Consider the following 17,529-nt stretch of genomic DNA (forward strand, 5'->3'; position numbering starts at 1 on the left):
AAAGGATGTTGAGGGAAGTGGCCAACGAGCAACAACCGAAGAAATTTTATGGCAGCAAAGAAGGTTATGATGCCGACGTCATGCTTGAAAGCAAGGCAGTGCTCAGCAAGGAGGATTTCGTATCTACCGGCGTACTGACGTATGCCCTCGGCGACATTATTGAGGTCGAATTGCCTGAGTTTGATGTTTTCAATTTGGGTGATAAATTAAAAATGACGGTTTATACGAAATCGGGCCTATTTGTCCTAGCGACGACGGTGCTTGCCAAAGAACAAGGTTCCCTCATTGTCTTAAACCCTCCGGAGAATCGTCGGAAATTTACCGAGAAGCGGGAGTTTCCGCGGGTAGATGTGACGAACGGTGGTTTGTTGTTCGGATTGCAGGATGTAAATAAGCGAAACAAGCATCAATTGGACAACCCGATTGCGATTTCAATCAAAAATATTTCGATCAATGGCTTAGGATTCACAGTAGATGACAACACCATGGTCGAAAAAATAATTCAAAAGCATTCTCAGCTGGAAGTGGAGCTGAATCTCGGTTTTTTAATGCCGTGCACCATGGAAGTTGTAAGAAAAGAGAAAACGGACTCAGGTTTCTATTATGGCGCATGCTATCTGAGTGTGCCCGAAGAGAAAATCAACGCGCTTAGAGGCTTTATTTTAAAAAATCAGATAGAAACGTATTTCGTCCAGAAGCGGGAAATGCAAATCAAAAAAGCAATGGAAAAAAAGTCTGTGGCGAATCAATAGCCCACAGGCTTTTTGTTTTATTTCGTCAGGGGAATGTCATTGAGGAATAGCTCCACGGAGGCATTTTCCAACACCTTGTCAGAGAGGGCAGCAAGTTCAAACAATTGATCAATATGATAAACACCATGCGGGAATGTATGGCTGCAAAGTGCATCAGCTACACTTGCAGCGACACGGGCAGTCATCTGAGATTGATCACGGCCATGCAGCAAGCAGGAGACCGTTGCCTCGTTGCCTTCCCTTTCTCCTTGTGCTTCTACTTTAACGGCAAATTTGTCTACGCCGAAATGAAGCTTGCCGAAGCCGCGCACCGTGGCATTTCGCAACCATTTCATCTTTAACAGATGGAAAGTTCCCGTTGCACGAAGTCCGGCCATGAACGAAGTCGCTAACGAGGAGTCGAAACAGAGACGCGTGGAAACAGAAGGAACACCAAGTGTTCGGGAAAGCGTCTGTTGATCCGAGAAAGGAAACAAGTAAGCTTTTTTGCGTCCCAATGTGGGTCCGAAATTGGCGATTTTCCCATCTGTGAAGCTAGCGACGGTGACTTGGCGGTTGTTTTCAGCGATTGGAAAGCTGGCGCTCAGATTATCTACGGTCCATTCAATAGCTGCTTGACCATGCTGATCCCCTAATCCAAGCATAATAGATAGCTCGATGGAGCGAGTGCGATCTAACAATTGGTGAGCCTGAAGTGCCAGTAAGTTTGTCAAACCAGGTGCAAGCCCCACGCTTAGAACCGCTGTGGAGAGATTCGCTTTAGCTTCTTTGTTCAACTGCTCTACTTGATTCAAGAAGAGGCCGTTTGCCGATACATCTATATAATGGATGGAGTTTTGGAAACAAGATTGAACGAAGGCGGTATCTGTCTGATCTAAACACATGATGACAAGCTTGACTTCCGCAAGGACGCTGGGATCAATCACTTTATTAATATCCAATTGCAATGGCTGCACAGTGCCGCCGGTTTCCCTGCTGAACTGCTCGGCACGTGCTAGACTTCTGCCTGCTGCATACACGTTGCCGGGATATTTGCGACCTAGTTCCTTGCAAATGGTTTTTCCGACATGACCGTATCCGCCCACGACGACTATTTTATTTTTCATTAACATTTCTCCGTTCTGTTTATAAAAGTCTGCTTCCGCCAACAGTTCACCGATAACCGAAGCTGGCTCCAAGGTGGTCTCATCATGTTAGTCTCCTCTTTGATTCTTTCTAATGATCGCATGTGATCTTTCCTACTCGTCTCGCATCCTGTAAAATAAGAATCATTCTCAATTATAAGGATGAGGTTTGAAACCACCATCCCACAAATGTGGGATTTAATCGAATTGAATGGATGAACCGGTTAGGAGACCGACTCAATATGAAAGATCAACGGGAAAACAGCAAACGGAAAATACGGACTCTCGGCATGGGAGCCGTTACATCGCAGGAGTACAGGTCCGCTTTAATTGGGCAATTGCGGGAAGCGATACCCTTTGACGGCGCTTGTTGTGCCACTGTGGATCCGCAGACTCTGCTCTGTACGGGGGCTGTCACGGAAGAAGGCATTGAAGCGATTCATCAAGGACTATTCGAGTTTGAATACTTGCACGAGGATTATAATGCCTACGATCAGTTGGTGAAGGCCGATGATCCGGTTGCTACGCTGAGCGGAGCGACGCAAGGTCAATGGGAGCAAAGTGCACGCTACCGGAATGTCCTGCGCCCTGCCGGATATCGAGATGAAATGCGGGCAGCGCTTATGTATCAGGGGGCTTGTTGGGGGTATTTGACGTTGTTTCGACTCCAGGATCGTCCGTCCTTCAGCGAAAACGAACGTGAATTCGTTTCTTCTCTAGTTCCCATCATCGCCTTTCATTTGAGACAAAGAAGCTTAGATCTTCCCGCTGAGGAATCGACAAGGATGAAGGAAGAAACAGGGATACTGGTTTTTTCCGACCAGCTTGCGATGCTCTCTTTTAACACAGCTGGAGCGCATTGGTTGTCATTACTGCGTAAATGGGAAGGGATTGATAACCAAACGCTTCCCAGACCCATTCGGGCGGTCAGTTCCCGTGCTTTGTCAGGCAGAGATGCAGCCGTAGAACAAGGCTCAACAGCAAAAGTGTGCATTCGTATTCCTGATGGTCCGTATCTAACGATCCAAGCCAGTCTTCTCAGCAGTTCTTCCTCGGGGTTGCAGGTAGCCGTTTGGTTCCAACAAGCCAAGCCATCGGATACATTGCCACTTATCGCGGAAGCGTATGGAATATCGGAGCGTGAGAAGCAGATTCTTGATGGCCTCTTAAGAGGATTTTCTACGAAAGAGCTTGCGCTTTCCCTTCGCATTTCGACGTATACGGTGCAGGATCATCTTAAATCCATTTTTGTAAAAACAGGGGTAACGAGTCGAAGAGAGCTTATTTGGCAGTTATTCTCTCGCTTCAGCGTACAATCGGATGTATAAATCAGACATGCCAGAGTTTCCTTTCTTATATAAGTGACATTACACCCGGACTAATATATAATGTTCTAAGGAATTTGACATAATGAATATTAAGGAGTTGTGTATATAAATGGGACTCTCTTGCGGGGTGGTCGGTCTACCAAACGTAGGAAAATCGACATTGTTTAATGCAATTACACAGGCGGGGGCAGAATCTGCGAACTATCCGTTCTGTACGATTGATCCGAATGTTGGGGTAGTAGAAGTACCAGACGAGAGATTGTATAAGCTGGTTGAAATTGTAGTGCCTAAGAGCATTGTTCCGACGGCTTTCGAATTCGTAGACATTGCGGGTTTGGTGAAGGGCGCGAGCAAAGGCGAAGGGCTTGGAAATAAATTTTTGGCCCACATTCGTGAAGTGGATGCCATTGTGCATGTTGTTCGTTGTTTTGAGGATGATAATATTACTCACGTATCCGGGAAAGTAGATCCGATCAGTGATATCGAAACCATTAATTTGGAATTGATTTTGGCGGATATTGAATCTGTAGAAAAGAAGATCGAACGTTCACGCAAAAACCTCAAAGGCGGCGACAAGAAAGTCGTAGCGGAAGTGGAATGTCTTGAACGGATCAAAGAGGCGCTTTATGCCGACCAGCCAGCACGCAGTTTGGATTTAAGCGAAGATGAGAAGCTGCTCGTACGTGATCTCCATTTGCTGACGATGAAGCCTGTTCTCTACGCGGCTAATGTAAGCGAGGACGAGGTTGCAACGGCGGATGACAATAAATATGTGAAATTGGTCAAAGAATATGCGGCCAAAGAAAACAATGAAGTCGTGCCAATTAGTGCGAAAGTAGAATCCGAAATCGCCGAGCTGGAAGACGAAGAAAAAGCGATGTTCCTCGAAGAGTTGGGACTTCAAGAGTCCGGCTTGAATAGATTGATTAAAGCAGCTTACAGATTGCTCGGCTTGTACACTTACTTCACAGCAGGTGTGCAGGAAGTAAGAGCATGGACAATCCGCAAGGGAACGAAGGCTCCTCAAGCTGCTGGAGTAATTCATACCGATTTCGAACGCGGATTTATCCGTGCAGAAGTTGTCTCTTATCTTGATCTGACGACGGCTGGATCGATGAATGGTGCGAAGGAAAAAGGTCAAGTGCGTCTTGAGGGCAAAGAGTACGTGGTGAATGACGGGGACGTCATGCATTTCAGATTCAACGTTTAACGAAGTAAAAAAGATAAGAAAGGAGTGATCCACGATGTTGGATAGACTGCAATCGATTGTAGATCGATATGATAAATTAAGTGAACTGTTGTGTGACCCAGATGTCACAAGCGATACGAAGAAATTGAGAGAATACTCCAAGGAACAATCCGATCTTCAAGAAGCTTATGACGCTTATAATGAATATAAGAGTGTGAGTGCACAGCTTGCTGATGCCAAAGTGATGCAGAACGAGAAGCTGGACGATGAGATGCGTGAAATGGTCAAAATGGAGATTGATGAGCTGAGCGAGCAAGCGGCTTCGTTGGAAGAACAACTTAGATTGCTGATGATGCCCAAAGATCCGAATGATGACAAGAACGTAATCGTTGAAATTCGTGGTGCTGCCGGCGGTGACGAAGCTGCGTTATTCGCAGGCGACCTGTACCGTATGTATACGCGTTATGCCGACGGACAAGGTTGGAAAACAGAAATTTTGGATGCTTCCGTGAATGATTTGGGCGGCTTCAAAGAGATTATTTTCATGATTACGGGCAAAGGTGCATACAGCAAGCTCAAGTTTGAGAGCGGAGCGCACCGTGTTCAGCGGATTCCAGTAACGGAATCAGGCGGACGTATTCATACCTCAACATCGACGGTTGTTGTTATGCCGGAAGCTGAAGATGTCGAAGTTGTCATCCATGATGCTGACATTCGCGTAGATACGTTCTGTTCCAGTGGAGCGGGCGGCCAATCCGTTAATACAACGAAATCGGCTGTGCGCGTAACTCACGTACCGACAGGAATCGTAGCTACTTGTCAGGATGGGAAATCGCAAAACTCGAATAAAGAATCAGCACTTCGTGTACTTCGTACGCGGATTTCAGATAAACTGCGTGAAGAGGAAGAAGCGAAATACGCCGGCGAGCGTAAAAGCAAAGTAGGTACGGGAGATCGTTCAGAACGTATCCGTACGTACAACTTCCCGCAAAGCCGGATTACGGATCACCGGATTGGTTTGACTTTGCATCGTTTGGAAACTGTGCTGAATGGCGATATGGCGGAAATTGTTTCAGCACTTACGATTGCTGCACAATCGGATGCTTTAGATAAAGGGGAGCAGGCGATGTGATGCCGACTGCTGCGATTACGATTAGAGAAGCCTATGTAGAGGCTTCTTCTTTTTTGGGGAAGCTAGGCGTGGCCGAGGCAGCTTCCTGCGTGGAATTGCTGCTGCAGCACCTGCTGGGCTGCACGCGCACGGAGCTGCTGTTCCGCTTCCAGGAACAGTTTCCGGTAGAGCTGGCGGAGTCTTGGCGCCAGCTGGTCGAGCGAAAGGCCGCAGGTGAGCCGGTGCAGTATATTACCGGCGAGCAGGATTTCTTCGGCCTTTCTTTTGCCGTTAGCCCGGCCGTACTGATCCCGCGGCCGGAGACGGAGCTGCTCGTGGAAGCTTTGCTCCACGAGGGCTCGCGTCTGTTTCCGCAAGGCGCTCCGCTGCTTGCGGATGTGGGCACCGGGAGCGGAGCGATCCCGGTGACTGTGGCCCACGCGCGCCCGGCGTGGCGCGTGGCGGCCAGCGACATCTCCGCGGCAGCGCTGGAGATGGCTGGGGTGAACGCGCAGCGCCACGGCGTGGCTGCGCGTGTGGAGTGGCTCGAGGGCGACCTCCTCGAGCCGTTCATTCAGCGCGGGATCGCGCCGGATATACTGGTGTCCAACCCACCGTATATCCCTGATGGCGACCTGCCGGCGCTGATGCCTGAAGTGCGGCTGTTTGAGCCGCACACGGCTTTGTTCGGCGGTGTGGAGGGACTCGACCTCTACCGCCGGATGATTTTGCAGCTGCGGCAGCTGCCGCGAATCCCGACCTTGGTCGGGTTCGAGGTCGGCATCCGGCAGGCCGAGGCTGTGGCGGCGATGCTGCGCGCCGCCGCGGACTGGGATGAGATCCGCTTCGTGCCGGATCTGCAGGGCATTGATCGCCACGTACTGGCGATCCGCGTGCGCGATTAGTGGCAAAGCAAAAGCCACTTTAACGCCGAAAAACAGTCTTACGAGTGGGATAAACCAGCCCATCTCGTGTCTATCAACCAACTCTATTATTTCTCGCTTTTTAATAGATTCGTAGGTTTAGCTTCCTCTCTTTTTGCCCATACTGGTTAGTAGAAGCGAAGGGGAAGGGGTTTTTCCTTATGGTAAAAAGAACGGAACGCACATCATTCAAACACTTATTATTAGTAGCTTTTGCACTTATTGTTATGATTACTTGCTGGGAGTCAAATCGGACCAATGCGGCGGTTATTTCGCCTACCATACCGAAAGAATCTATTCGTCTGCGAATTCTCGCAAACTCCGATTCACCGCAGGATCAAGCGTTGAAACGCGAGATTCGTGACGCTATCATCGCTCGTATGCAAGAGTGGGTTGTAGGCCCGCAATCACTGGATGAAGCGAGAGCTGTGGTGAATGCTCATTTAGCGGAATTTGATGTGCTGGTCGGACAGATGATAGAAGCACGCGGCTATTCGTATGACCATACGGTTGAACTGGGCAGCGTGCCGTTTCCTACGAAAATGTATGGCAATCAAGTTTATCCTGCTGGTGATTATGAAGCGCTGCGCGTAACGATTGGAAGCGGGGAAGGCCAGAACTGGTGGTGCGTATTGTTCCCGCCGTTATGTTTTGTAGATTCCGTATCCGGAGAAGCGGTTGCCTCTGCCGCTGTTGTAGCTAAGACCGAGGGCGAGTCGAAGCCATCTACTTCACCAACACCAACAGCGAAGGTCGCACCAGCCGCTAAAGCTGGCAATGCCTCGAAGGTACAAGTGGAAGTACAAGCACAACCTGCTGCTGCTCAGCCAGAAGTGAAATTTTTCGTTTGGGAAATGATTAAGAAGATAGCATCATGGTTTAGCTAAATTCGAATTTAAGTGAAGTAAGGATGATATCGCGTGACTATGTATTGGAAAGTGGATCGGGATTCGGGCAAGGAAATGACGGTGCAATTAGCGGAAGCTGCGATGCTTCTGCGGCGTGGCGAAACGATCGCGTTCCCAACTGAGACGGTATACGGACTTGGTGCAGATGCGACGAATACACAGGCTGTGCAGCGTATTTTCGAAGCCAAAGGAAGACCTTCCGACAACCCGCTGATCGTTCACATTGCCGATAGGGAGCAGCTCTCAGATTTGGTGCAGCCTGATAGCTTAACAGATGAGCATCGCCAGCTTATGGATGCTTTCTGGCCAGGTCCTCTTACCCTCGTGCTGCCTGTGCAAACAGGCGGCATTTCGTCGTTGGTGACCGCAGGACTTGCCACTGTGGGCGTGCGCATACCGGATCATCCGGTTGCTTTAGAGCTGCTTCGTGAAGCCGGGCTCCCGATAGCGGCACCAAGTGCCAATAGCTCCGGTCGACCTAGTCCAACGTTAGCTTCACACGTACGGGATGATTTGGACGGACGTATTGGTGGAATTGTAGATGGCGGCGCAACAGGCGTTGGCGTGGAGTCAACGGTGATCCAGCTTGTAGACGGTCAATTATTTATCCTGCGACCTGGCGGTGTTACCGCGGAACAGCTGCAGGCGGCCCTTCCGGCAATTCGAATTCATGAACCGGAGCAGGAAGAGGTGCGAGATTCGGAGATTCCCCGTGCTCCCGGAATGAAATATGCGCATTATGCGCCGAAAGGGTATATGCATATTGTGCAGGGCGACAAGGCAGAGGCTGTCATGGCCTGGATCCAAGCCGACATTCAAGCTGCAAAGGCTCGCGGCGAATCTACGGGTATTCTTACGTTTGACGAAAGAGCTGGCGCGTATGAGGCGGATTTGGTTATTGCCTGCGGGTCGCTTGCGCAGCCCGAAACGATTGCACAGGAGCTTTATGGGGCGCTGCGACGATTTGATCAGGAAGGAATCGCCTATATTGCAGCAGAGGGCTGTCCGGAAACGGGAATCGGCCTTGCGATTATGAATCGTCTGCGCAAAGCAGCCGGTCATCGGCTTGTCCGTGTTTAGCTAGCATGTTTCCCTGTTTGTCCGCATATGTTGAGAGAGAAAGCGGACAAGGGGGATAGCACGATGCTCGTATCAGGTGTGGATTTTGGACAACTTTTAACCATTATGATTTTGGCGATTGCTCTGGGGCTGGATGCTTTCTCCCTAGGGATCGGCATTGGCATGAAGGGCATTCGTTTGCTGGATATTTTGAAAATAAGCTTCATGATTGGCATTTTCCATGTAATTATGCCTTTGATGGGGATGTTTATGGGTCAATACGTATCCTTGCTTCTTGGCAATGTGGCGACTGCCGCCGGCGGATGCTTGCTTATTCTGTTAGGCTCTCATATGGTGTATAGCTCGATTCGGGGCGAAGAAGCGACTTCTTTTGATCACAGAACGTTATGGGGATTAACGATTTTTGCCCTTAGCGTCAGTATAGATTCTTTTTCAGTAGGCGTATCTCTGGGTATGTTTGCGACAGATATCGTTTTGACGGTCCTTATTTTTGGTCTGTTTGGCGGTTTGCTTTCCATAGCGGGCTTATTGGTTGGCCGGCGGGTAAGCGGCTGGGTTGGAGAATATGGAGAAGCCTTTGGCGGATTGATTCTGCTGGCGTTTGGGATCATGTTATTACTGTGATACAATAAGGGCGAGAACGTTTAACGCTTAGGAGGATTTCAAGTTGCGAATTCTATTTGTTTGTACAGGAAATACGTGCCGCAGTCCATTAGCAGAAGGTTTGCTGCGTATTCGGGTGCACCAAGAAGGGCTTGCGGCGGAGGTTCGTTCAGCAGGGGTATCCGCAATAACAGGAGGTCCAATCTCTCGAAACAGTGCATCGCTGCTGCAGGAAGCAGGATTCAAAGAGCCATTGTCTTCATTGACGATTCAAGAGTCAGAGGTGCAGTGGGCTGATCTTATTTTAACCATGACCATGGGACACAAAAGGACCGTCATTCAGCGGTTTCCGCATGCGATGGATAAGACGTTTACGCTCAAAGAGTACGTGGAAGACGATGAGCATGTCCTACAAGCGATTGAAGAGAGGGAGCGCCTCGTAACCGAGGTTCAGCTCAAACAAGCTCTTTCGCAATCGGTTTCCGTGGAAGAAAGAAGTCGGATTTATCAGCTTGAGGTTGAAATCCCTGACTATGACATATCCGATCCATTCGGCGGGCCTTTAGAGGTTTATCGGCAAACGGCGGAAGAGATCGGCAGCAGCTTGGATAAATTAGTTATAAAACTCCGCAAGAGTCGTGAAGAGCAGTAATCCTTCGACAAATGGACTTAGGAAATACGGTTCCATCTTTACACTTAAGCCGGAATGCGATAGAATATAAAGTATCAATCAAGACTCAATGTAACTGGCGACGAGTGGGGGCAACCACAATGGAGCATTGAGCTATACGGCCGGTCGCCTGGGCAAAAGAGCAACGCGCGTAATTTAGCGTGTCCGCTCTTTTTTTCGTTTTTGGTGCGCTTTGGGATATAATAGGATGGTCGAATTCGAAGAAGATGAGGAGCGTTCTATTCATGAAAATTGCCTTAGGTGCGGATCATGCAGGCTATCGTTTGAAAGATGTAATCATTCCTTTTATTGAATCTTTAGGCCATCAAGTCATCGATTATGGCTGCAGTTGTGCAGATTCGGTGGATTATCCCGACTATGCGCTTCAAGTGTGTGAGCAAGTCGTTTCAGGCGGTGCCGATAAAGGAATTCTCATTTGCGGGACGGGCATTGGCATGTCGATTGCTGCAAACAAAGTGCCGGGCATCCGCTGTGCACTTGTTCATGATCTTTTTTCGGCGAAAGCAACGCGTGAGCATAACGATACGAATGTGCTTGCGTTAGGGGAACGTATCATTGGTCCCGGCGTAGCTGAGGAAATTGTGAAAATCTGGCTGGAAACCGAGTTTTCACAAGGTGTTCGCCACCAGAACCGCATTAATAAAGTGCAAAGCATCGAAGATCGCTTCACGGTTCAATCGTAGGAGCGGGCGCCATCATGACAGATTCCATACTTCACCATGTTGCTGAAGGTTTGGAAACGAATCTTCGAGAGTTGATCCAAGTAGGCAGTCTGCGGCCAGGTCACATTCTGGTCATCGGTACGAGCACGAGTGAAATCCTCGGGCATCAGATTGGCACGTCGGGCACGCTGGATGCGGCGAAGCCGATTTTTGACACGGTGCAGCGCATTAGCCGCGAATTTGGGCTGCATGTTGCTTTTCAGTGCTGTGAGCATCTGAATCGTGCTCTCGTTATTGAAGAAGAGCTGTTGCTGCTAACACCGCAGCTTGAGCCTGTATCCGTGATCCCGGTTCCCAAAGCCGGTGGTTCCATGGCCTCCTACGCCTATCGCCACTTCACGAAGCCGGTGGTTGTGGAGACGATTCAAGCGCATGCCGGCATCGATATTGGCTCTACCCTGATAGGGATGCATCTACGTCGTGTCGCTGTTCCTGCAAGGCCGCCCGTGCGGCATCTGGGTCATGCTTATGTGACCATGGCATTCACACGGCCCAAACTCATCGGCGGTATCCGAGCTGTCTATTCGGCAGATACGGCTGAGCAGCTTTACCAAACAGCCGCACCGGATGCGGATTGTTAACTTATTCTCTCAGTGAATGATGATTCAACAGATATGACTATTTTCTAGGAGGAATTTCAAATGACTAATTTTCTGAACAAACAAGATCCGAAAATCGTAGAAGCAATGAACCTTGAGCTTGGCCGTCAACGCGACAAAATCGAGCTGATCGCTTCCGAAAACATCGTAAGCCAAGCTGTTCTTGAAGCAATGGGTACTGTACTTACGAACAAATATGCAGAAGGCTACCCAGGCAAAAGATACTATGGCGGCTGTGAGTACGTAGACATCGTGGAAGATATCGCTCGCGACCGTGCGAAAGAGCTTTTCGGTGCTGAACACGCGAACGTTCAACCTCACTCCGGCGCACAAGCGAACATGGCTGTTTACTTGGCAGCTCTGAACCCTGGTGATACGGTGCTTGGCATGAACTTGGCGCATGGCGGTCACTTGACGCATGGCAGCCCGGTGAATGCTTCCGGTATTCTTTACAACTTCGTCGCTTACGGCGTAAGCGAAAAAGATTTCCGCATCGATTACGACGATGTTCGCAAAGCAGCATTCAAACATAAGCCTCGCATGCTTGTAGCTGGCGCAAGTGCTTACCCGCGCACGATTGATTTCGAAGCTTTAGCTTCCATCGCTAACGATGTAGGCGCATTGTTCTTCGTCGATATGGCGCATATCGCAGGTCTGGTTGCTGCTGGTTTGCACCCGAACCCAGTGCCGCACGCGCATTTCGTTACAACAACAACGCACAAAACGCTTCGCGGACCACGTGGTGGTATGATTCTGACGCGCAAAGCTTGGGCAGCAGCAATTGATAAAGCGGTATTCCCTGGTTCCCAAGGCGGTCCTTTGATGCACACAATCGCAGCGAAAGCAGTTTCCTTCGGTGAAGCTTTGCAGCCGGATTTCAAAGTATACGGTCAAAATGTCATCAACAATGCACAAGCATTGGCGACAGCTCTTACAGCTGAAGGCATCAACCTAGTTTCCGGCGGTACGGATAACCACTTGATGTTGATCGACCTTCGCAACCTGAACATCACAGGTAAAGATGCTGAGCACGTGCTTGACGAAATCGGAATTACAGCGAACAAAAATGCGATTCCTTTCGACCCGACTAGCCCGTTCATCACAAGCGGTATTCGTTTGGGTACACCAGCTGTAACGTCCCGTGGCATGGGTGAAGAAGCGATGAAAACGATCGCGAAAGTGATCGGACTTACCCTGAAAAACCCGAAAGACGAAGCTGTTTTGGAAAAAGCTCGCGGTCTCGTGAAAGATTTGACGGCGCAATATCCGCTTTACCCAGGTTTAACTTACTAATTCCTAATAGTAAATATACGGAGCCGACTCTTTCGGGAGTTGGCTTTTTTTTGTTTTTGGTGACTTAGAGTGCTGACTCTCGATCCTGTGGATGTGCTTTTTTCGCTGAATAGGCTGCGAACATTAGGATCCGACAATTCCAGCGATGTAAACGGACTTCTAATAATAATGATCCTGCTGCCAAGCGCCAGCGATCGGATGGACGGGAAGCGTCGGAAGCCTCAACTCCTGAGCGGCGATACGGAGATAGGCGATGTTATACGCAATATCTGCCTGCCGGGTCGAGTCAAAATAACTCAGACGGGTTAGATCTGATTGGTAGAGCGCCGCATCCCATCTAATTTGGGAAATGGAGCGGTGGATGACTTCTTCGGGAAATCCGGTCTCCAGACTGAAGAATTTGGCCGCTTTGTTGGGCTGCTCCCGCATGAGCCGGTTCGCCAGCAGATGGGCTTTCAAATAGGCAACGACCAAGTCCTCATGCGCTAGAGCCCAGCGTTCGTCAGCGACGACGCCAGCCATGAAACCAAGCCCTAGTTCCTTATCAAAAATGGATTTGCCAACACGCTGATGATGCGCCAGGCTGAGGAACGGCTCCCACATAATCGAAGCGCTCAATTTGCCCTGGTGCAGGCTTTCCATGCTTTCTTCGATGGAACGATGAATAATGTTGAGCTCGGTCATATGGTAGGATTCGAGCATTTTCTTCAGTCGATACTCCGCGTTGGTGCGGAATGTCGTCGCAATGGGCAGTGTGGCCAGCTCGGAGATATTTTTCAGGTTCAGGCTCATAGGGACGACCATCCCGAAGCCGTTGCCTTCCGCGGACTTGCCGCCAGCAGCGAGCAGAATGGGACGGAAGTCCGGCAGCAGCCGACTGATGGTATGGCTGACAGAGAGGGCGTAATCGCCGAAAGTAGCCAGATGAATGGTGCCGGCAATCATGCCTTTCACGAGTTCCATGCCATCCTTGGCTTTATGCCATTTGACTTCAATCCGATTCTTGGGGTTGATGCGCCTTAATTCTTCTTCCAGCAGTCCGAACTCCTTGATGATGAGCGGGCTCCACATATGGGTTGAGACCGTGGTGTATCCGATGGTCAGGGTCTGGTTGGCATTCAGGATAGGAGCAGCTTGTCGAACCTGACCGAACTGTCTGTACCAGCGGATCACTTCGTTCTTGTCAAAATAGATTTCTTTCCCGATCTTCATACTAGGGAGTTGTTTGGTCTTCCGCCAGCGATCTATGGTGGAGCGGCTGACATCCAATTCATTCATGACTTCACTGATGTGGATTAAATTAAATTGATCTTTGATCATGTGGGCAACCCTCCTAGCTGTCAAATAATGGGCAATTTCTTCGATTCTGTTCATTCTTCTTTGATCTTTATCATTCAGTTGACGTAAAAAAAAGGGCGTGCTATTTTGTATTAATCCTAGTATATCTATATGAAATAAGGTATTTCAATCTTTTTATTAGAAATAAATAAAAATAGCTGGCTGGACGACCGGAGGCTAAGAATTTCCCCCTTATAACAAGGTGGATTCTTAGCCTCTTGTTTGTGTCTGAAGACAGAGAGGAAAGGTGTTGGGAACCTACATGGGGACAAGAAGAGGGCAGCTGCATCTGGCATTGTCCGTACAGGGTGCCGGGTATTATCCGGGGAGTTGGCGTCATCCGGAAGTCAAAGCAAGGCAATTGCATGAACCGGCTTATTTCTACCGTATTGCACAGCTGGCAGAGCAGGGGAAGCTGGATCTGTTGTACCTGGATCGCACTTCCATCGCCGCGCAGCTTCGTGCCACTAGCACGGAGCCGGGGCTGCTGCTCGAGCCTTTCACTTTGCTGGGGGCGCTAGCGTCAGTGACTGCGCACATCGGGCTTGGCGCAGCGATATCGACTTCGGTGACGGAGCCGTTCGCGGCTGCCCGCCAGTTGGCTGCGCTCGACCATCTGAGCGGCGGGCGAATAGCGTGGCTCGCCAGCGCTACGGACTGGCAGGAGCCGCACCGCCGCTATGGCGGGCCGCCGGAATTGTCGGCTGCTGAGCGTCAAGAGCGCCGTCAGGAGTTCATTGAAGTCGCGGAGCGTCTATGGGACAGCTGGGAGGAAGACGCCGTTATCGTTGATAAGGCGTCAGGCCGATATATCGACTCGGAGAAGGTGCATCTCATCCATCACACAGGCCCCTACTTCCGGGTGCGCGGCCCGCTAAGCATACCTAGACCGCCGCAAAGGTACCCAGTCCGACTTGGCTTGAGCCGAGAGCAGGTGGGCTTGAACAGCGATGATGCGGAGATTATTTTCAGTTCCAGACCATCTATCAGGGCAGCTGCTGATTTCTATGCCAAGCTGGGTAAACAGCGGGAGCTCTCCGGGCATTCGCCAGGCAGTATCAAAGTGCTGACGACCCTCTCGCCGATTCTCGGCAGGACGGAGGAGGAAGCGCGTCAGAAAGCGGCAGAATTGAAAGGTCTTGTTGATCCCCAAGCGGCGCTTGCGCTGCTGTCTGATCTGTTCGAGGTGGATTTGGCAGCCTATCCGCTGGATGACCCGCTGCCTGCGATCCCCGCCTTGAGGGCAGCAATGGAAGCAGCGGAGATCACGGCTTCGACGCTGCGCGAACTGACGGGTAGTGTGCTGGAATTAACCGGTACCCATGTCTTTGTAGGAACGCCCAAGCAGCTGGCAGATTGGATGGAGGCTTGGTATCAAGCGTACGGAAGCGATGGCTTTCATCTCCAGTTCCCGCTGCTGGAGAGCGGGCTCACGATTTTCGTCCAGCACGTTATTCCTGAGCTGCAGCGGCGCGGACTTTTCCGAACGGCCTATACAGCAGCGACTCTGAGGGAGCAGGCAGGACTAACATCGATAGATAACGAGCGAATCAGCAAGGGGGGTTAATGTATGACAACAAAAAAACAACTGCACCTCGGCGTCTTCCTACTCAATGCCGGTCAGCATACAGGCGGATGGCGCCACCCGGAAACGCAGGCAGACCGGCTGTTGGATATTTCTTTTTATCAAGATTTCGCCAGGCTGTCTGAGCGGGGGAAATTCGATACGATTCTTATCTTGGAACAGATCGCTATTGGAGAGCAGAACGAGAGAGTCGCGGAGGAACGTTCCATACCTACGCTGGATACGCTGACGCTGCTTTCTGTGATGGCTGCTGTTACGGAGCGGATTGGCCTGACGGCAACGCTGTCTACTACGTATAACGATCCGTATCATGTAGCGGCCCGATTCGCCACGCTGGATCATCTGAGCGGCGGCCGTGCGGGCTGGAATATGGTGACTTCGCAGGACCCGCGCATCGCGTCCCAATTCAGCAAGGATGCCCATATGGATCATACGCTGAGGTATCAACGGGCGAATGAATTCGTCGAGGTAGCGATGAAACTCTGGGATAGCTGGGAAGTGGATGCGCTGGTTGCGAACCGGGAAGCGGGCATCTATCTCGATCCTGCCAAAGTGCATGATATCGATCACTCGGATACACATTTCTCCTTCAGCGGCAGTTCCTACATTCCCCGGCCGGTACAAGGTCATCCTGTGTTGTTCCAGGCAGGGTCATCAGGAAGCGGTCTCCAGTTTGCCGCTCGCAAAGCGGAGGTTGTCTTCACCGCGCAGGATAATTTGCATGATGCCCAGCGCTACTATGCGAACCTGAAGGGGATGCTGGAGCCTTATGGACGCGATGCAGCGAAGTTTCATATTTTGCCTGGACTCGCACCTATTCTTGGATCTACAGAACGTGAAGCCAAGGAGCGGCAAGTTTATTTCAATGAACTGGTGCTGCCCGAAATTGCGGTACGGAACTTGTCCGGCACGATTGACGTCGATTTGTCGTCGTATCCATTGGACGGCCCGTTCCCCTATTGGGAGATCGATGCCGAGGCCAACAACAGCAAGAAGAGCCGCTTGCAGCTATTGAAAGATTTGGGACAGCGCGAGAAATGGACGGTTAGGCAAATGAGTCAGCACGTCATATCGGCTGGCGGCCACCATACTTTCGCTGGAACGCCGGAACAATTGGCTGATTTGATGGAATCATGGATCGATCAGGCTGCTTGCGACGGATTCACGATTATGCCTTCCCACTATCTTCGAGGGTTAGAGGAGTTCGTGGAGCAGGTCATTCCGATTTTACAAAAAAGAGGGCGCTACCGCACCGAATACACAGGTCATACACTGCGTGAACATCTGGGTCTGACTTCCCCGGCCAATCGCTGGTCCAAGGTTCAGGCGTCTGCATCTCTATAAACACCATCTACCGAGGAGGAATCATCTATGAAACAACCACGCATTCATCTTATTCTAGCAGTCTTTTTAATTATTATTTTGGCAGGCTGCGCCAAAGCCGCTACAACCAAAGAGGGGGCAGCCACCAATGCGCCCGCGACGACCACAGCACCAACCGCCAAAGCAGCGCCCAAAGTTGTCAAAGCAGCACTAAACACGGTTCCGGTGCCATTATTCAGCTTTCTGGATGAGAAGAATCAGCCAGCCGGCTTCATCATCGATTATCTGAAGGAATTGGAGAAAAAGCTGCCAGAATATAAATTCGAGTATGAATCGGTCGACAACGAAGGCCAATTGATCGGGACTGATACAGGCAAATATGCGTTTGCCGCTAACTTCTGGTTCAAGAATCCGGAACGGGAGAAAAAGTATTTGTACCCGCAGCAAGAGTTCGGCTATTCGATTACAGGTTTGGCGGTTAAACCAGATCGAGATGATATCAAAACGCTGGATGATCTGGTCGGCAAGAAATTAGTACCGATGAGCCCAGTCTCCGGGTTCCGTTATATTCTGAAAGATTACAATTTGAAACACCCGGGGAAGGAAATCAAAGTCGAGGATGTTGACAAGACGACGCCGGCCGATGACTTGAAGCTAGTGGAATCAGGCAAGTACGATGCGCATTTGCTGAACATCAACCATTTCGAAGATGCCGTGAAGAAGTTGAATTTGAACTTGAAGATTGGCGGCGTTATCTCCAAAGAGCCGGTATATTTCATTTTTAATAAAAATCAAACAGAACTTGCCCAGAAGGTGGATGCAGCCACGACAGAACTGATTAAGGACGGCAGTTTGTCGAAACTTTCGGAGAAATGGTTCAAAGTCGATGTATTCAAAAGCCTGGAGTTCGTGCAGCAGGGCTATAAGTTCCGCAAGGAATAACCTGAGAGGAGTGGGTCC

The 17,529-nt window shown here is 50.1% G+C and carries 17 protein-coding genes and 1 riboswitch; of the genes, 15 read left to right on the forward strand and 2 right to left on the reverse strand.

The window, feature by feature from the left end:
* Window positions 1–17 precede the first annotated feature (17 nt).
* Window positions 18–752: a PilZ domain-containing protein gene (locus BC351_RS27215; protein WP_158082246.1), complete on the forward strand. Its 735-nt coding sequence runs from the start codon at window positions 18–20 to the stop codon at window positions 750–752.
* A gap of 17 nt (window positions 753–769) precedes the next feature.
* Here the strand turns inward: BC351_RS27215 and BC351_RS27220 are convergent, their stop codons facing one another.
* Window positions 770–1,858, reverse strand: a complete 1,089-nt coding sequence (locus BC351_RS27220; RefSeq protein ID WP_079417050.1) for a saccharopine dehydrogenase family protein — start codon at window positions 1,856–1,858, stop codon at window positions 770–772.
* Between the two features lie 260 nt (window positions 1,859–2,118).
* On the opposite strand from BC351_RS27220, the gene BC351_RS27225 reads away from it, so the two are divergent.
* The 11 genes from BC351_RS27225 (at window position 2,119) to BC351_RS27275 (ending at window position 12,323) form a co-directional block, all read left to right on the forward strand.
* Complete coding sequence (locus BC351_RS27225; protein ID WP_079416946.1) at window positions 2,119–3,204, forward strand: LuxR C-terminal-related transcriptional regulator; 1,086 nt, start codon at window positions 2,119–2,121, stop codon at window positions 3,202–3,204.
* Between the two features lie 109 nt (window positions 3,205–3,313).
* Window positions 3,314–4,414, forward strand: a complete 1,101-nt coding sequence (gene ychF, locus BC351_RS27230) for a redox-regulated ATPase YchF (protein WP_079416948.1) — start codon at window positions 3,314–3,316, stop codon at window positions 4,412–4,414.
* A gap of 34 nt (window positions 4,415–4,448) precedes the next feature.
* Window positions 4,449–5,525, forward strand: coding sequence for a peptide chain release factor 1 (prfA, locus tag BC351_RS27235; protein WP_079416950.1), 1,077 nt, complete (start codon window positions 4,449–4,451; stop codon window positions 5,523–5,525).
* On the forward strand, window positions 5,525–6,409 hold the full coding sequence (gene prmC, locus BC351_RS27240; RefSeq protein ID WP_079416952.1) for a peptide chain release factor N(5)-glutamine methyltransferase: 885 nt from the start codon (window positions 5,525–5,527) through the stop codon (window positions 6,407–6,409). The genes prfA and prmC overlap by 1 nt, the downstream gene beginning before the upstream one ends.
* Before the next feature lie 179 nt (window positions 6,410–6,588).
* Window positions 6,589–7,314: a stage II sporulation protein R gene (spoIIR, locus tag BC351_RS27245; protein ID WP_079416954.1), complete on the forward strand. Its 726-nt coding sequence runs from the start codon at window positions 6,589–6,591 to the stop codon at window positions 7,312–7,314.
* 39 nt (window positions 7,315–7,353) lie between these two features.
* Window positions 7,354–8,415: an L-threonylcarbamoyladenylate synthase gene (locus tag BC351_RS27250; RefSeq protein WP_079416956.1), complete on the forward strand. Its 1,062-nt coding sequence runs from the start codon at window positions 7,354–7,356 to the stop codon at window positions 8,413–8,415.
* 63 nt (window positions 8,416–8,478) lie between these two features.
* A complete protein-coding gene (locus BC351_RS27255) occupies window positions 8,479–9,039 on the forward strand; it encodes a manganese efflux pump MntP (RefSeq protein WP_079416958.1) in 561 nt (186 codons plus the stop codon).
* Between the two features lie 43 nt (window positions 9,040–9,082).
* Window positions 9,083–9,670 carry a low molecular weight protein arginine phosphatase gene (locus tag BC351_RS27260; protein ID WP_079416960.1) on the forward strand — a complete coding sequence of 196 codons (588 nt, stop codon included), beginning with the start codon at window positions 9,083–9,085 and terminating at the stop codon, window positions 9,668–9,670.
* A gap of 80 nt (window positions 9,671–9,750) precedes the next feature.
* Window positions 9,751–9,831: riboswitch (ZMP/ZTP riboswitch) on the forward strand.
* Between the two features lie 102 nt (window positions 9,832–9,933).
* Complete coding sequence (gene rpiB, locus BC351_RS27265) at window positions 9,934–10,392, forward strand: ribose 5-phosphate isomerase B (RefSeq protein WP_079416962.1); 459 nt, start codon at window positions 9,934–9,936, stop codon at window positions 10,390–10,392.
* Between the two features lie 14 nt (window positions 10,393–10,406).
* Window positions 10,407–11,012, forward strand: coding sequence for a TIGR01440 family protein (locus BC351_RS27270; RefSeq protein WP_079416964.1), 606 nt, complete (start codon window positions 10,407–10,409; stop codon window positions 11,010–11,012).
* A 60-nt stretch (window positions 11,013–11,072) separates the two neighbouring features.
* Window positions 11,073–12,323 carry a serine hydroxymethyltransferase gene (locus BC351_RS27275; RefSeq protein WP_079416966.1) on the forward strand — a complete coding sequence of 417 codons (1,251 nt, stop codon included), beginning with the start codon at window positions 11,073–11,075 and terminating at the stop codon, window positions 12,321–12,323.
* Window positions 12,324–12,482: 159 nt separating this feature from the next.
* Here the strand turns inward: BC351_RS27275 and BC351_RS27280 are convergent, their stop codons facing one another.
* Window positions 12,483–13,643, reverse strand: a complete 1,161-nt coding sequence (locus BC351_RS27280) for a helix-turn-helix domain-containing protein (protein ID WP_158082247.1) — start codon at window positions 13,641–13,643, stop codon at window positions 12,483–12,485.
* A gap of 280 nt (window positions 13,644–13,923) precedes the next feature.
* Between BC351_RS27280 and BC351_RS27285 the strand changes: the two genes are divergently transcribed.
* Genes BC351_RS27285 through BC351_RS27295 form a run of 3 tightly spaced genes read left to right on the forward strand, consistent with a single transcriptional unit; the run spans window position 13,924 to window position 17,511 of the window.
* Window positions 13,924–15,228, forward strand: coding sequence for an NtaA/DmoA family FMN-dependent monooxygenase (locus BC351_RS27285; RefSeq protein ID WP_144028549.1), 1,305 nt, complete (start codon window positions 13,924–13,926; stop codon window positions 15,226–15,228).
* Between the two features lie 3 nt (window positions 15,229–15,231).
* A complete protein-coding gene (locus tag BC351_RS27290) occupies window positions 15,232–16,590 on the forward strand; it encodes an LLM class flavin-dependent oxidoreductase (RefSeq protein ID WP_079416971.1) in 1,359 nt (452 codons plus the stop codon).
* A gap of 27 nt (window positions 16,591–16,617) precedes the next feature.
* Window positions 16,618–17,511, forward strand: coding sequence for a transporter substrate-binding domain-containing protein (locus BC351_RS27295; protein ID WP_079416973.1), 894 nt, complete (start codon window positions 16,618–16,620; stop codon window positions 17,509–17,511).
* Window positions 17,512–17,529 lie beyond the last annotated feature (18 nt).

Source organism: Paenibacillus ferrarius (genome assembly GCF_002027705.1).
Lineage (GTDB): Bacteria > Bacillota > Bacilli > Paenibacillales > NBRC-103111 > Paenibacillus_E > Paenibacillus_E ferrarius.

Coding starts and splice junctions, on each gene's coding strand:
- BC351_RS27220 (WP_079417050.1), bottom strand. CDS start 1,858: ATGAAAAATAAAATAGTCGTCGTGGGCGGATACGGTCATGTCGGAAAA.
- BC351_RS27225 (WP_079416946.1), top strand. CDS start 2,119: ATGAAAGATCAACGGGAAAACAGCAAACGGAAAATACGGACTCTCGGC.
- ychF (WP_079416948.1), top strand. CDS start 3,314: ATGGGACTCTCTTGCGGGGTGGTCGGTCTACCAAACGTAGGAAAATCG.
- prfA (WP_079416950.1), top strand. CDS start 4,449: ATGTTGGATAGACTGCAATCGATTGTAGATCGATATGATAAATTAAGT.
- prmC (WP_079416952.1), top strand. CDS start 5,525: ATGCCGACTGCTGCGATTACGATTAGAGAAGCCTATGTAGAGGCTTCT.
- spoIIR (WP_079416954.1), top strand. CDS start 6,589: ATGGTAAAAAGAACGGAACGCACATCATTCAAACACTTATTATTAGTA.
- BC351_RS27250 (WP_079416956.1), top strand. CDS start 7,354: ATGTATTGGAAAGTGGATCGGGATTCGGGCAAGGAAATGACGGTGCAA.
- BC351_RS27255 (WP_079416958.1), top strand. CDS start 8,479: ATGCTCGTATCAGGTGTGGATTTTGGACAACTTTTAACCATTATGATT.
- rpiB (WP_079416962.1), top strand. CDS start 9,934: ATGAAAATTGCCTTAGGTGCGGATCATGCAGGCTATCGTTTGAAAGAT.
- BC351_RS27270 (WP_079416964.1), top strand. CDS start 10,407: ATGACAGATTCCATACTTCACCATGTTGCTGAAGGTTTGGAAACGAAT.
- BC351_RS27275 (WP_079416966.1), top strand. CDS start 11,073: ATGACTAATTTTCTGAACAAACAAGATCCGAAAATCGTAGAAGCAATG.
- BC351_RS27280 (WP_158082247.1), bottom strand. CDS start 13,643: ATGATCAAAGATCAATTTAATTTAATCCACATCAGTGAAGTCATGAAT.
- BC351_RS27285 (WP_144028549.1), top strand. CDS start 13,924: ATGGGGACAAGAAGAGGGCAGCTGCATCTGGCATTGTCCGTACAGGGT.
- BC351_RS27290 (WP_079416971.1), top strand. CDS start 15,232: ATGACAACAAAAAAACAACTGCACCTCGGCGTCTTCCTACTCAATGCC.
- BC351_RS27295 (WP_079416973.1), top strand. CDS start 16,618: ATGAAACAACCACGCATTCATCTTATTCTAGCAGTCTTTTTAATTATT.